Genomic DNA, 12986 nt, shown 5'->3' on the forward strand with positions numbered 1-12986 from the left:
GTGTGAGCAGTTTCCCACCGGATGAGCGGCGGGGCGATCATGGCGACGAGGAAAGCCGTGTCACTCACTCCGTCGTGGTCATTGGTCTGTTGCCGCTGCTGACAGCGGTGTGATGAGGAACGCGAGCCGGAATTTTCCGATTTTGATCTCGTCACCGTCGGCGAGCAGTGCGGTGTCGACCGGTGTCCCGTTGCGGTAGGTGCCGTTGAGGCTGCCGACATCGGTCACCCGAAATGTGTCGTTGTCGCGCCGGATCTGGGCGTGGCGACGGCCGACGGTCGTGTCGTCGAGGTAGATGTCGCTGTCGATGTGGCGACCGATCGTGGTGACCGTCTGATCGAGCAGGAACCAGTCACCGCGGTTGGGCCCCCGGGTGACCACGAGCAGTGCCGAACCGGACGGCAGTGCCTCGACCTCGGCACGGTCCCAAGGCGGGTCGCTGGGGGCCGGATGCCGTCGACGGCGGGCGGTGGGGAGGTTCACCCCGGCACACGTCTTCGCCGACAGTGGGCCATTGAGTGACAATTCGGTCACCAGTGCGGCTTTCGCTCGATACTCGCGGAGCAGACGGTGAGCGTCGTCTCGGTCGATTTTGGTGTCGGTGATGTCGAATGGTGCGGTCACGACGAGGTCCTCTCTCTGCGCGAGGAGAGCAAGCTAGCACTACCTCATACAACAACTATTATTTACTATTAGATTAGTGCAAACTCATCGACCGACGGTAGGTGCAATGCATGTGACGCGCATCACTAGCACCGTGTGACCTCGAAGGATCCGACGCTCGACCCCGCGCTGAGTTCCCTCGCCGATACGGATGGTTTCTACTAATAGTCTCGGCTAAAGTAGGCACTATGAGCGAGCAGACGTTGATCGACCCCACGCTGCCGACCGCGCTCGGCGAGACCCGGAACCGGGTGCTGGACCTGTTGTGCGCCGCGGCGGAACCGATGGGCGTACAGGACATCGCCGACCGGGTCGACCTGCATCCGAATACGGCCCGGTTTCATCTGGACGGATTGGTCGACGCGGGCCTGGCCGAGCGTCGCGCCGAGGACAGCCGCCGGCCGGGTCGGCCCCGGATGGTCTATGCCGCTACCCCCTCGGATGCGTCCACCGGACAGCGCAGCTATCGGTTGCTGGCGGAGATGCTGACCGGTCTGATCGCCGACACTCTGCCGGAGCCCGGCCGGGCTGCCGAGACGGCCGGGGAGGCGTGGGGTCGCTACCTGGCGGAGCGGCCGGCCCCGTCGCAGCGGGTGGACGCCGCCGACGGGGTCCGCCGGTTGTCGACGGTGCTGGCCGAGTCCGGCTTCGCCCCGGGCGTGGTGGAGAACCTCGATCGACCAGTGATCCCGTTGCGACACTGCCCGTTCCGGGAGGTAGCCGAGCGGCACCGGGACGTGGTGTGTTCGCTGCACCTGGGCTTGATCCGCGGGGCGCTGGCCGAGGTGCGGGCACCGCTCGCGGCCGATCGACTCGAACCGTTCGTCGAGCCGTCGCTCTGCCTGGCGCACCTGATCCCCACCCCCGAATGAGAGTTACCTCCACCTCGTGTGATTAGCGAGTGGTTGTTTCCCGGACAACCTCCCGGACAACCGATCACGCCGTAACCAGATATCGGTCATTGTGGCAGCCACCGAGAACGTCGCTTGACGGATTCAAGAAGACATGATGCCCTGAGGGGTATGCGGCACCACACATCACGCGATGTGGAATTGCGGTTGCGGGAAGTCGACCTTCGGCTCACCAGCCCGCGACGGGGCTGTGCTCGAGGTTCTCGATGATCACCCACACCTCACTGCGAGAGACATCGCCCATCTGGTCCGCGAGCAGATCGAAACAGGTGTCTCAAGCAAGCGATACCGAGGTCGTCTTCTGAGGGCTGTGTCCGCAACGTCGAAAGAAAGAAGGGCATGATGGTTGAGAACAACTACACCACCGATGATGCGGGAATTCCGGTACCGAGCGACGAGCGTTCGCTCACCGTCGGCGCGGACGGTCCGATCTTGCTGCACGACGCCTACCTCATCGAAAAGATGGCTGCTTTCAATCGCGAGCGTGTACCCGAGCGGCAGCCTCATGCCAAAGGAGGAGGGGCGTTCGGCACATTCGAGGTGACGGGCGATGTCAGTGCGTTTACCTTGGCGGACCTGTTCCAGCCTGGCAAGAAGACGGAGATGCTCGCACGGTTCTCCACAGTCGCCGGCGAACGTGGCAGTCCGGATACCTGGCGCGACCCGCGCGGTTTTGCCCTCAAATTCTATACCGAACAAGGCAATTTCGACATGGTCGGCAACAACACTCCGGTCTTCTTCATGCGGGACCCGATGAAATTCCAGGATTTCATCCGTTCGCAGAAGCGGCGTGCCGACAACAATCTGCGCGATCATGATATGCAGTGGGATTTTTGGACGCTGTCTCCGGAGTCCGCGCATCAGGTGACGTGGTTGATGGGTGACCGCGGAATTCCGCGCACCTGGCGGCACATGAACGGCTATTCCAGCCATACGTACATGTGGATGAACGCCGCGGGCGAGAAGTTCTGGGTGAAGTACCACTTCATCACCGATCAGGGAATCGAGTTCTTCACGCAGGACGAGGGCGATCAGATGGCCTCGATCGACACCGACTACCACCTTCGTGACTTGTGGGAGCACATCGAACAAGGTGATTATCCCAGCTGGACACTCAAGATGCAGATCATGCCGTTCGAGGATGCAAAGACGTACCGGTTCAACCCGTTCGACCTCACCAAGGTCTGGCCGCATGCGGACTATCCACTCGTCGAAGTCGGCAAGATGACGCTGAACCGCAATCCGAGCAACTACCACACCGAGATCGAGCAGGGGGCATTCGAGCCCAGCAACGCCGTGCCCGGAACCGGGCCGAGTCCGGACAAGATGCTGCTCGGCCGGTGGTTCTCGTATCCCGATTCGCATCGGCACCGCATCGGCGCCAACTACAAGGAGCTGCCGGTCAACCGGCCACACGCGACCACCGTGCGGTCGTATTCGAAGGATGGCCACATGCGCCACGAGAATCCCGGAGACCCGGTGTATGTACCCAACTCCAAGGGCGGCCCGCATGCGGATCCAGCGGTGGCGGGCGAACCCATCGGCTGGTACAGCGACGGGGACATGGTGCGGCAGGCCTACACACTTCGCCAGGACGACGACGATTGGGGTCAGGCGGGCACGATGGTACGCGACGTTCTCGACGATGCGGCCCGCGGACGCTTGGTCGACAACATCGTCGGGCACCTACTCAACGGCGTGAGCGAACCTGTCCTGGCGAGAGTGTTCGAGTATTGGCGCAATGTGGACAAAGGCCTCGGCGACAAAGTCGCGCAGGGGGTGCGCGCCAAAAAGGATGAACTCGATCCCAAGGCCGCGGGACAAGACAACCCGTCGCGTCGATCCGCTCAAGAGAAGGCCTGAGGACTTCGTCAGATCGTGATCACCTACACCGAGACCCCTCACTCCGTCTGCACCGGGTCGATGCGCTTCTCGGGTGGTTCCACTGGTAGCTGATCCGCCAACCACACATGAATACGCCTGTCGCTCAGTATGGATTAAACGACAGGCATATTCGGATCTATCGCCACCCTCGGCCGACTGCTTAGAGGTTGTCTCATGTGGGGAGTTTCTTGAAGCAAGTGAGCGCGGCCGCGAGATGGAGGAATCCGGCAAAGTGCTCGGCGCGGCGTTCATAGCGGATGGTCAGGCGTCGGTAGCCGGTGAGCCAGGCGATGGTGCGTTCGATCTTCCACCGGTACCGGCCCAGCCGGTCGTTCCTCTCGATTCCGCGACGAGCGATGCGCGGGACAATGCCCTCTTCGCGCAGCCACCGGCGGTGCTTGTCGTAGTCGTAGCCCTTATCGGCGCGAAGCTTTCCGGGTTTGCGACGGCGCGGCCCACGTCGGGACTTCACCGCCGGGATCGCGCTGACCATCGGTTGCAGCAAGGTGCTGTCGTGGGTGTTCGCCGCGGACACATCGACGACCAGCGGGATTCCATTCGACTCGGACAGGACGTGGATCTTCGACCCCTTCTTGCCGCGATCGACCGGACTCGGCCCGGTCAGCGATCCCCTTTTTTCGCCCGCACGCTCGCGGCGTCCAGGATCGCTGCCGTCCAGTCGAGTTCACCGGCGCTACCGAGCCGGTCGAGCACCTCACGGTGCAGTCTCTCGAACACCCCTGCCGCCGCCCAGACGGTAAATCTTCGGTGCGCGGTAGGAACTGTGACCCCGAACGAGGGCGGCAGATGCCGCCACGCACATCCACTGGTCAGCACGTACACGATCGCGGTGAACACCGCCCGATCATCCACCGGCGCACTGCCACCTCCCTGCGGCCGTGCGGCGAATCGCGGAATCAACGGTTCGACGATCTCCCACAACGCATCCGGCACCAACCGCAGTGACAACCCATCTAACACGCGTCACATTATGCCCCACACGCCACTTCATCCACATGAGACACGCTCTTAGGCGGGCCGCCCCCTCATGAAGAATCGCGCGAGAAGGACTGGTATTGAATCGAGCGTGGTTGCACACTGGATAGATCGGCCTACGAGCGAACGAGAAGAGCATGCCCGTGTTCGTCGTTGAATACACCTACAGCCCCGAAACATCCTCCGGTCGTGATGATCACCGAACCGACCACCATGCGTGGCTCGCCGAATTGGTCCGCCGCAAAGTGGTCCTGTCATCGGGTCCCCTCGCCGACCATACCGGCGCCCAGTTCATCGTCGACGCCGCCGACGAAGACACCGTCACACGTCTGTTCACACACGATCCATTTGCTCAAGCAAACCTCGTAGCAAAGGTTCTCATCGGCACATGGAACCCCGTGGGTGAAATCCGCGCCTAGATGCTGATCCACGCCAGTGTCAGGATCGGGCATCGTCAGCGGAATTGACCGAACCGTGCACGGTATCTCTTGAAGGCTCGATGACCTCTGGTACTCGACGGTTCTCGTCGAACGGTCATAACCTCGACGCCGGGGATCCGTTGTGCGTAACTCGTCGTCTGAAATAGCCAGACCGCGGCACGGTCGCATTCGATAACAAGGCGCTCGTCTTGCCAGCGTGGCGGATGCACCACCGCCTGTGGTCACCCGCGGAATCGTTGCGCGATCAGCTCCCGCGGTAGCTGCTCGGGGCCCGGGTAGGCGACGATGACCCGGATGCCGTCCGGGTCGCAACCATCCACGAAGGTCACCCCACCGACCGTCTGCGTGTATGTGGCCGCGTCATATGTGCGTAGTCGCTCGGTGATCCGCGCCAACTCGTCCTCGGTGTCGGCGGCCCACATGACGTAGTGGACGCCGATAACGCTTACCCCGCGACGGGTCGATGCCCCCTTCTTCGCGTACATGTAGATCTGAAAGTTGTCCGGCGTCAGAAGGAGTGCTGCATCGGGCTCGCGCACAGCGACACGGCAGGCGAATACGTCGCAGTAGTACTTCACCGACCGATCCAACTCGGCCACTTGCATCACCGACGAGGCAACCTTGGCAGCGCACATTTTCATCTCCTACGCCCGGGCGGTCCATGATCTTCAACCGCTCACGGCGCGGGGTGGACCCGTCGCTCAGATCGGAACGCACGCATCCAATATTGTCCTCCGACACCATCGCGCCGCGCAATGCGGCAAGCGAATCGGGCCGATGACTAATCGTCCCACACTGTCCTGCAGATCGCCCCACTCCGTCTGCACCGTTGAGCCACCGGATCGGTCGTGGAGGTGGGGACATTCGGCCCTGGCAATTTGATGCGGACGGGCTATGGTGGCGGGCAAGGTCCGCGCTGCTGCTGCGGTGTCTGTGCTACGGCTGGCAACGCTGAAACAGGAGGACAGCTGTATGCCCGAGTCGCTGTATCAGCCCACCACGCCGGAGATTTCGGAGCGCCGCAAAACGCTCGCACCCGGGATTCACGAAGCCTTCGAGAATTTCAGTCGCTCCGTCTTCGCCGACGGTGCGCTGCCGGAGAAGACGAAACAGCTGATCGCGGTCGCGGTCGCCCATGTGACGCAGTGCCCCTACTGCATCACCGGGCACACCAAGCTCGCCCGCCGCACGGGCGCCGAACCGGAGGAAATCATGGAAGCCATCTGGGTCGCGGCGGAAATGCGGGCCGGTGGTGCGTTCGCGCACTCCACGCTGGCCCTGAACGCGATGAACCATAGTGGCCACACCACTACCGGGGAGCCCGAACCGTGAGCGGCAACAGTTTCGGTGCGCGCTCCACACTGACGGTCGCAGACCAGACGTACGGTATCTACCGGCTGGATGCGATCGAGACCGACGTCCAGCTTCCCTACAGTATGAAGGTGCTGTTGGAGAATTTGCTCCGCAACGAGGACGGCCGCCTGGTCACCCCCGGTCAGGTCTCGGCCCTGGCCTCGTGGTCACCGCGCAATCCCGGCCACACCGAGATCCAATTCACCCCGGCCCGGGTGCTGATGCAGGACTTCACCGGCGTGCCGTGTGTGGTCGACCTGGTGGCGATGCGGGACGCGATGACGGCGTTGGGCGGCGACCCGCGAACGATCAACCCGCTCATTCCCACCGAATTGGTCATCGATCACTCGGTGATCGCGGACGTCTTCGGTCGGCCCGACGCCTACCGGGTCAACGCCGACCTCGAGTTCTCCCGCAACAGGGAGCGCTATCAACTGTTGCGGTGGGCGCAGCATGCCTTCGACGATTTTCTGGTCGTGCCACCCGATACCGGCATCTGCCATCAGGTCAACCTCGAATACCTGGCCCGCGTGGTGTTCACACGGGACACACCGGACGGCCCCCTCGCCTACCCGGACACTCTCGTGGGCACCGACTCGCACACCCCGATGATCAACGGCCTCGGCGTGCTCGGTTGGGGAGTCGGCGGAATCGAGGCGGAGGCGGCCATGCTCGGCCAGCCGATGAGCATGCTCCTGCCGCAGGTCCTCGGGCTCAAACTCACCGGCGCCCTACCCGAGGGCACCACCGCCACCGACCTCGTCCTCACCATCGCCGAGTTGCTCCGCAAGACCGGTGTCGTCGGCAAATTCGTGGAGTTCTACGGCCCTGGCGTCGCCAACGTCCCGTTGGCCAACCGGGCGACCCTGGGAAACATGAGCCCCGAATACGGTTCGACCTGCGCCATCTTCCCCATCGACGACGAGACCCTCCACTATCTGCGTCTGACCGGGCGACCCGAGCAGCAGATCCGACTCGTCGAGGCCTATGCCAAAGAACAAGGAATGTGGCACGACCCCGATCAGGAACCGGCCTACAGCCACACCGTCGAGCTCGACCTCGCCACCGTCGAGCCCTCCATCGCGGGCCCGAAACGACCCCAGGACCGCATCCCGCTGGCCAGCGCGTCGCACGCCGTCGGGTCCTTGCTGGCGGGCCAACCACTGCCGACTGCGCTGGAAGCCGGCCTCGACGAGGCATCCGACGAGTCATTCCCCGCCAGCGATCCGATCGCGATCGACCACGACCGCGCCTCGGACGGACCGGCGGCACCGTGCCGGTGCGGGAAGAGCCATGAATGGCCCTCCGACCCGGTGGAGGTGGTCCTCGACGGCGAGGTGCACAGTGTCGATCACGGGCACGTGGTCATCGCCGCCATCACCTCGTGCACCAACACCTCGAACCCGTCGGTGATGATCGGCGCGGGCCTGCTGGCGAAGAAGGCCGTGCAGGCGGGCCTGACCCGCAAACCGTGGGTGAAGACGTCGCTGGCCCCGGGATCGCGTGTGGTCACCGACTACTACGAACGGGCCGGTCTGACCCCCTATCTGGAACGGCTCGGCTTCGGACTCGTTGGCTACGGCTGTACCACCTGCATCGGTAATTCCGGTCCGCTGATCCCCCAGGTCAGCGACGCGGTCACCGGACACGATCTGACCGCCTGCGCGGTGCTGTCCGGGAACCGCAACTTCGAGGGCCGCATCCACGCCGAGTGCAAGATGAACTTCCTCACCTCCCCGCCGCTGGTCATCACCTACGCACTCGCCGGGACCATGCTCGCCGATGTGCGCCGTGACCCGCTCGGGACCGGGTCGGACGGGCAGCCGGTGTACTTGCGTGACATCTGGCCGAGCACCGAGGAGGTCAAGGCAGTCATCGACGAATGCCTGCAGTCGCAGATGTTCACCGACGGCTACTCGAATGTTTTTGCCGGTGACGACAACTGGCGCGGTCTCGATGTCGCCTCCGGCGAGATCTTCGAATGGCACGAGGACTCCACCTATGTGCGGCAGCCACCGTACTTCGACGGCATGCAGCCCGAACCGCAACCGATCTCCGACATCACCGGCGCCCGGGTGTTGGTCATGTTGGGGGATTCGGTGACCACCGACCACATCTCACCCGCGGGCACGATCCGCCGCGACAGCCCGGCCGGTATCTACCTGCGCGAGCATGGTGTCGAACCGCCCGACTTCAATTCCTACGGATCCCGGCGCGGCAACCACGAGGTGATGATCCGCGGTACCTTCGCCAACATCCGCCTGCGGAATCTGCTGGCCCCGGGCACGGAGGGCGGCGTCACCCGCCACCTCCCCCGCGGGGAGGAGATGAGCATCTTCGACGCCGCGAACGCCTACGCCGCCGAGGGCACTGCGCTGATCATCCTCGCCGGCGCCGAATACGGATCTGGGTCCTCGCGCGACTGGGCGGCTAAGGGAACACTGCTCCTCGGGGTCAAAGCGGTCCTCGCGACGTCGTTCGAACGCATCCACCGCTCCAACCTGATCGGCATGGGGGTGCTGCCCCTGCAGTTCCCGCCCGGTCGCACCCGCGAAAGCCTCGGGCTGACCGGTGAAGAGGAATACTCGATCACCGGACTCGAAGGCGGCGACCCGGGCGCGGACTTCCCTACCGAGGTCACCGTCCGAGCCGACCACCATGGTCAAGTACAGGAATTTCCGGCCACGGTGCGGATCGATACCCCCGCGGAGGCGGGATACTTCCGGCACGGCGGGATACTGCAATATGTGCTGCGACAGCTCCTCGTCACCTGAGCGGCTCGCCATAGAGCACCCATGCGGAAACAGCGTCTCTCGAACAGCCCCCGCTCCTCCGCCTCCGTCACCGTCCGGTGGAGTGAACGGTGCCAGGCCGCCCACGTGCATCGGATGCTCGCGGGACTCACCCCACAGCATCAGTGAGTCGGTCAGGGAAGCAGCAGGGTGACACCTTTTCGTTCCCCGACCAGGGCCGGAGACCCCTGTTCAAGGCCTGGCGGTGCAGAACTCGTGCGGCTACCGCATTACTGCCTTGCGGTTGAACAGCAACGCGCGTTTGACTTCGGTGATCGCTTGCGTCACCTTGATTCCGCGCGGACAAGCGTCGGTGCAATTGAAGGTGGTGCGGCAACGCCAGACGCCGTCGATGCCGCCCCAGAATGTCCATCCGCTCCCCGGCGCCTTCGTCGCGGCTGTCGAAAATGAAGCGATGGGCGTTGACGATGGCGGCCGGCCCGAAATAGCTACCATCCGCCCAATACACCGGGCACGACTCGGTACAGCACGCGCACAGGATGCACTTGGTGGTGTCGTCGTACCGGGCACGATCGGCCTGGGATTGGGTCCGCTCGCGGGTGGGCTCCTGACCCGATGTCATCAGGAACGGTTTGATCTGGCGGTACGCCGAGAAGAACGGCTCCATGTCGACGACGAGATCTTTCTCGACCGGGAGTCCCTTGAGGGGTGCGATCGTGACGGTGGTGTTCTTACCGTCTTTGTTCGGCATGTCGCGCATGAGCACCTTGCACGCGAGCCGGTTGACTCCGTTGATGACCATCGCATCCGATCCGCACACGCCGTGCGCGCACGAGCGGCGGAAGGTCAGGGTCCCGTCGAGATACCCCTTGACGTAGGTGAGCAGGTTGAGCAACCGATCGGTGGGCAGGCACGGAACCTCGAAGCTGACCCATCCGGCCTTGCCCGGGTCCTCGGGGTTGAAACGGCGAATCTTCAACGTGACCATCACGGCGCCTTCGGGGACCGGCGGTAGCGCGACGAAACCCGGGCCCTCGTTGTTCATGGTGACAGACATGGTTATCGACTCCAACCTCGTCAATTGCGTTTTCGGGGAGCTCGTCTCGGATTGTCCACAGGTTAGCTCAGTGGTCGGTTGTCGGATCGGAAAATCGGTCCGGACCCTCTCTCGCGCCGGGGGCCGCGTGATGTGCGGACGCGACACCCCTCCTAACGAGGGCCACGAGCACCGACAGTCCGTGCACGAGCATCCCGAGGGACATCGTGGCGTGGCCGGCGAAGGCGCCTGCCGGCACCACGACACGGTTGCGGGCGCGACACCGATGTTCTGCCGCATCACGGCCACGGTGCGCTCGCCAGGTGGATCGACTCGGGCAGCTTCAGCAGGTTCTCACCCATCAGTGCGGTGTCCGCGGTCTTCACCGCCACCGCCACAGTGCACCGCGGGTTTGTCATTCGTTGTGGGCACCGTCATTTCGTGAAATGATCGATCTATGGGCCCGATCGAGTTGGTGCGAGCCTATGACGCTCGCGGCACCAAGAAGACATCGCCAACCTTCTTGGTAGATCGACTGTGGCCACGGGGCATCGCGAAAGCGGACCTCGACTGCGACGCCTGGATCAAGGAGGTGGCACCCAGCACGCAGCTGCGGACCTGGTTCGGCCACCAGGCGGATCGCTTTCCGGAGTTCCGCACCCGCTACCTTCAGGAACTCGACACCAATCGCGCTGCCGCCCAACCGATCGTCGAGGCGGCGCGTAACGGGACTGTGGTGCTGCTGTATTCGGCGAAGGACCTCGAGCACAACCAAGCCGTGGTCTTGCGCGAGTGGATCTCGAATCAGTTCTGACATCACCGTAGGACGGCCTGAATACTCATCGCATCCATGAACCCTCGGCCTTGCACCTCGAGCCGTGCCGGTCGGCCGCGGTCAGAACGGGGCCGTGGTCCGCGGGCAGTTGTGGGTCGGTCGCAGGCCAGTGCGGGCAGTCAGACCCCAAGGCCCGCAGGGCGACATCCTGGAAACCCGGAAGACGCGGGGTGACGGTCCTGCCCCCTACCCGTAAGTCCCGCCGCAACAGAGGTCACCGTGGTGTCGGGGTGAACCACCGCTCCCGACACCGCCCGCGGCCCAGGCCCCCCGAACGGAACCGGCGGGCACCGCTCTGGAACCTGCAGGGTCTATTGGCCCTATCCGAATCGTGATTGCTCGAGGGCGAATCCGCGGGCGTCGACGGGCCTGTGTTGTGTGTGCCGGGTCGACGGTTCGTCGTTTACGTTGGCAGGAGTGGTTGTGGTTGTAGGTTCGGCTGTTCGCGTCGGAACATGGGCGGTGTGCGGTGTCGCTCGTTCCAGAAAGCGGAGCAACTCGACCGGGAACGGCAGCACGAGGGTCGAATTCTTCTCGGCCGCGACTTCCACGACGGTTTGCAGGAGCCGCAGTTGCAGGGCGGCGGGATGTTCGGTCATGGTCTCGGCGGCCTGGGCCAGTTTCGCCGAGGCTTGCAGTTCGCCGTCTGCGGTGATGATGCGGGCCCGCCGTTCACGTTCGGCCTCGGCCTGGCGCGACATCGACCGCTTCATCGAATCGGGGAGGACCACATCCTTGATCTCCACCCGGTCGATCTGCACACCCCACCCCAGCGCGGGGCTGTCGATCATCAGCTCCAAGCCCTGGTTGAGGCCCTCCCGGTTGGACAGCAGGTCGTCGAGTTCGCTCTTGCCGATGATCGACCGCAGCGACGTCTGTGCGACCTGACCGATCGCGGAGACGTAGTCCTGCACGTCCACTGCCACTCGCACCGGATCGGCGACGTTGAAATAGACGACCGCATCCACCCTGACGGTCACGTTGTCGCGGGTGATGCCGTCCTGGGCGGGCACCGGCATCGTGATGATCTGCATGTTCACCTTCTCGAGCCGGTCGGCGATCGGGATCAGCAACATCAGGCCCGGTGCGCGGACGGCGGGCTGGACGCGTCCGAACCGAAACACGACGCCGCGTTCGAACTGTTTGACGACGCGAATGCTCGAGCTCAGGCCGAGCAGGCCGAGTCCGACCAAGACGGCCACCGCATAGAGAATCATGGTGTTCTCCCATCCGCCCGTGGCCTCTACCGATACCCGGTCACCACGGGCTTGCTGCCAATCGATGAATTAACCCACGTCCCCGCGTTGACGGCTCCTCGGAGCAGCGCCTCGATTCGTAGAGGCGCCCAAACCTGCGCGAGGCGTTGGATTTCCGAGTTCGCCAATCAGTTCGGTGCCGGCACCTCGCGGGGCGGCCACGGTATGAGCACAGCACCGGACGCGGTCGACGGATCGAGGATCCGGACGGTGTCGGTATTGACCGGAATCGCGCTCGCGGAATGGGAACCGCCGACGGCCAGACGGTTGCGTGCAGGCACCGCCCGTGTTGTACGTGGCGTCGGTGAACTCTTCCGGACGGTGATCTCGGCGTCGTTGAAAACGCGGGGCCCCCGCAGTGCAAACATGCCGAACGTCACCGCGAGCACCAGCACTCTCAGCCGGACCCGCACACTGCGATCGTATGGTGGGCGCGGTGTGACGCCGTGAAACACTCGGACCAGCGTCGGGCTGCTTGCGAGTAGCCGTTGTTCGATCTCGCACAGAGCATTTCGTTCATCGTCGCTGAGCACAGCGCACCTCCCGGACTCCCCCGGCGAGGTCTTGGTGCCGGGACGACCACTTTTTATATCGTATCACGATAAAAATGTTTCGCCAGTAGCACGGGAAGGCGCGGCGTCGGCCACCCGGTTGACTGCGCTCCTCGCCGGTGGTTCGGTAGTGGACCTTCTTCGTGCGCGAAGGCACTCGCGCCCAACCACATATCCGGTCCCATCGCTCGATCCGTATGCGACTTTCGCGAAAATCACGGTCGACATCCGGCACCGCGGTAAGCCCGGCCCCTGCCGGACACGAAGGTGATTGCGCGCCAGTAAAGGTGGGGATGCCGCCGCTACCC

General features: G+C 63.9%; 11 protein-coding genes and 3 pseudogenes. 6 read left to right on the forward strand and 8 right to left on the reverse strand.

Annotated elements, in window-relative coordinates; all coding sequences use genetic code 11:
* Nucleotides 1–78: 78 nt before the first annotated feature.
* On the reverse strand, nucleotides 79–624 hold the full coding sequence (locus CBI38_RS31010) for an FHA domain-containing protein (RefSeq protein ID WP_007300335.1): 546 nt from the start codon (nucleotides 622–624) through the stop codon (nucleotides 79–81).
* Between the two features lie 227 nt (nucleotides 625–851).
* On the opposite strand from CBI38_RS31010, the gene CBI38_RS31015 reads away from it, so the two are divergent.
* The gene (locus tag CBI38_RS31015) at nucleotides 852–1535 is read left to right on the forward strand and encodes a helix-turn-helix transcriptional regulator (RefSeq protein ID WP_007300334.1); all 684 of its coding nucleotides are present in this window, start codon (nucleotides 852–854) and stop codon (nucleotides 1533–1535) included.
* A 381-nt stretch (nucleotides 1536–1916) separates the two neighbouring features.
* The gene (locus CBI38_RS31020; RefSeq protein WP_011599170.1) at nucleotides 1917–3437 is read left to right on the forward strand and encodes a catalase; all 1521 of its coding nucleotides are present in this window, start codon (nucleotides 1917–1919) and stop codon (nucleotides 3435–3437) included.
* Nucleotides 3438–3630: 193 nt separating this feature from the next.
* On the opposite strand, the gene CBI38_RS31025 is transcribed toward CBI38_RS31020, so the two are convergent.
* Nucleotides 3631–4439 (reverse strand): IS5 family transposase gene (locus tag CBI38_RS31025; RefSeq protein WP_204164786.1). Its coding sequence is split into 2 segments (ribosomal slippage): nucleotides 3631–4091 and nucleotides 4091–4439, totalling 810 coding nucleotides; the frame shifts between segments, so codons are not numbered across the junction.
* 152 nt (nucleotides 4440–4591) lie between these two features.
* On the opposite strand from CBI38_RS31025, the gene CBI38_RS31030 reads away from it, so the two are divergent.
* A complete protein-coding gene (locus CBI38_RS31030) occupies nucleotides 4592–4873 on the forward strand; it encodes a YciI family protein (protein WP_007300332.1) in 282 nt (93 codons plus the stop codon).
* Between the two features lie 242 nt (nucleotides 4874–5115).
* Here the strand turns inward: CBI38_RS31030 and CBI38_RS31035 are convergent, their stop codons facing one another.
* Complete coding sequence (locus tag CBI38_RS31035) at nucleotides 5116–5529, reverse strand: VOC family protein (RefSeq protein ID WP_039952789.1); 414 nt, start codon at nucleotides 5527–5529, stop codon at nucleotides 5116–5118.
* A 337-nt stretch (nucleotides 5530–5866) separates the two neighbouring features.
* On the opposite strand from CBI38_RS31035, the gene CBI38_RS31040 reads away from it, so the two are divergent.
* Nucleotides 5867–6226, forward strand: a complete 360-nt coding sequence (locus CBI38_RS31040) for a carboxymuconolactone decarboxylase family protein (protein ID WP_007300330.1) — start codon at nucleotides 5867–5869, stop codon at nucleotides 6224–6226.
* The gene (acnA, locus tag CBI38_RS31045; RefSeq protein ID WP_109335502.1) at nucleotides 6223–9021 is read left to right on the forward strand and encodes an aconitate hydratase; all 2799 of its coding nucleotides are present in this window, start codon (nucleotides 6223–6225) and stop codon (nucleotides 9019–9021) included. The genes CBI38_RS31040 and acnA overlap by 4 nt, the downstream gene beginning before the upstream one ends.
* 69 nt (nucleotides 9022–9090) lie before the next feature.
* Here the strand turns inward: acnA and CBI38_RS40975 are convergent.
* From CBI38_RS40975 to CBI38_RS39490, 3 pseudogenes are all read right to left on the reverse strand, one after another.
* Nucleotides 9091–9162 (reverse strand): annotated as a pseudogene (locus tag CBI38_RS40975) (wax ester/triacylglycerol synthase domain-containing protein); the annotation flags it as partial.
* Nucleotides 9163–9261: 99 nt separating this feature from the next.
* Nucleotides 9262–10057 (reverse strand): annotated as a pseudogene (locus CBI38_RS31050) (succinate dehydrogenase iron-sulfur subunit).
* A 67-nt stretch (nucleotides 10058–10124) separates the two neighbouring features.
* Nucleotides 10125–10431: pseudogene (locus CBI38_RS39490) on the reverse strand (heavy metal translocating P-type ATPase); the annotation flags it as partial.
* A gap of 62 nt (nucleotides 10432–10493) precedes the next feature.
* Here CBI38_RS39490 and CBI38_RS31060 point away from each other — a divergent pair.
* Nucleotides 10494–10850, forward strand: coding sequence for a DUF488 domain-containing protein (locus tag CBI38_RS31060; RefSeq protein WP_007300326.1), 357 nt, complete (start codon nucleotides 10494–10496; stop codon nucleotides 10848–10850).
* Between the two features lie 341 nt (nucleotides 10851–11191).
* Here CBI38_RS31060 and CBI38_RS31065 read toward each other — a convergent pair whose 3' ends face one another.
* Together CBI38_RS31065 and CBI38_RS31070 are read right to left on the reverse strand one after the other, a co-directional pair.
* The gene (locus CBI38_RS31065) at nucleotides 11192–12088 is read right to left on the reverse strand and encodes an SPFH domain-containing protein (protein WP_109335503.1); all 897 of its coding nucleotides are present in this window, start codon (nucleotides 12086–12088) and stop codon (nucleotides 11192–11194) included.
* Between the two features lie 167 nt (nucleotides 12089–12255).
* Nucleotides 12256–12660 (reverse strand): DUF3040 domain-containing protein, encoded by a 405-nt coding sequence (locus CBI38_RS31070; protein ID WP_109335504.1) that lies wholly within the window; start codon nucleotides 12658–12660, stop codon nucleotides 12256–12258.
* Nucleotides 12661–12986: the final 326 nt, after the last annotated feature.

It is taken from the genome of Rhodococcus oxybenzonivorans, from assembly GCF_003130705.1.
Lineage (GTDB): Bacteria > Actinomycetota > Actinomycetes > Mycobacteriales > Mycobacteriaceae > Rhodococcus_F > Rhodococcus_F oxybenzonivorans.

Coding starts and splice junctions, on each gene's coding strand:
- CBI38_RS31060 (WP_007300326.1), top strand. CDS start 10,494: ATGGGCCCGATCGAGTTGGTGCGAGCCTATGACGCTCGCGGCACCAAG.
- CBI38_RS31040 (WP_007300330.1), top strand. CDS start 5,867: ATGCCCGAGTCGCTGTATCAGCCCACCACGCCGGAGATTTCGGAGCGC.
- CBI38_RS31030 (WP_007300332.1), top strand. CDS start 4,592: ATGCCCGTGTTCGTCGTTGAATACACCTACAGCCCCGAAACATCCTCC.
- CBI38_RS31020 (WP_011599170.1), top strand. CDS start 1,917: ATGGTTGAGAACAACTACACCACCGATGATGCGGGAATTCCGGTACCG.
- CBI38_RS31035 (WP_039952789.1), bottom strand. CDS start 5,529: ATGTGCGCTGCCAAGGTTGCCTCGTCGGTGATGCAAGTGGCCGAGTTG.
- CBI38_RS31065 (WP_109335503.1), bottom strand. CDS start 12,088: ATGATTCTCTATGCGGTGGCCGTCTTGGTCGGACTCGGCCTGCTCGGC.
- CBI38_RS31015 (WP_007300334.1), top strand. CDS start 852: ATGAGCGAGCAGACGTTGATCGACCCCACGCTGCCGACCGCGCTCGGC.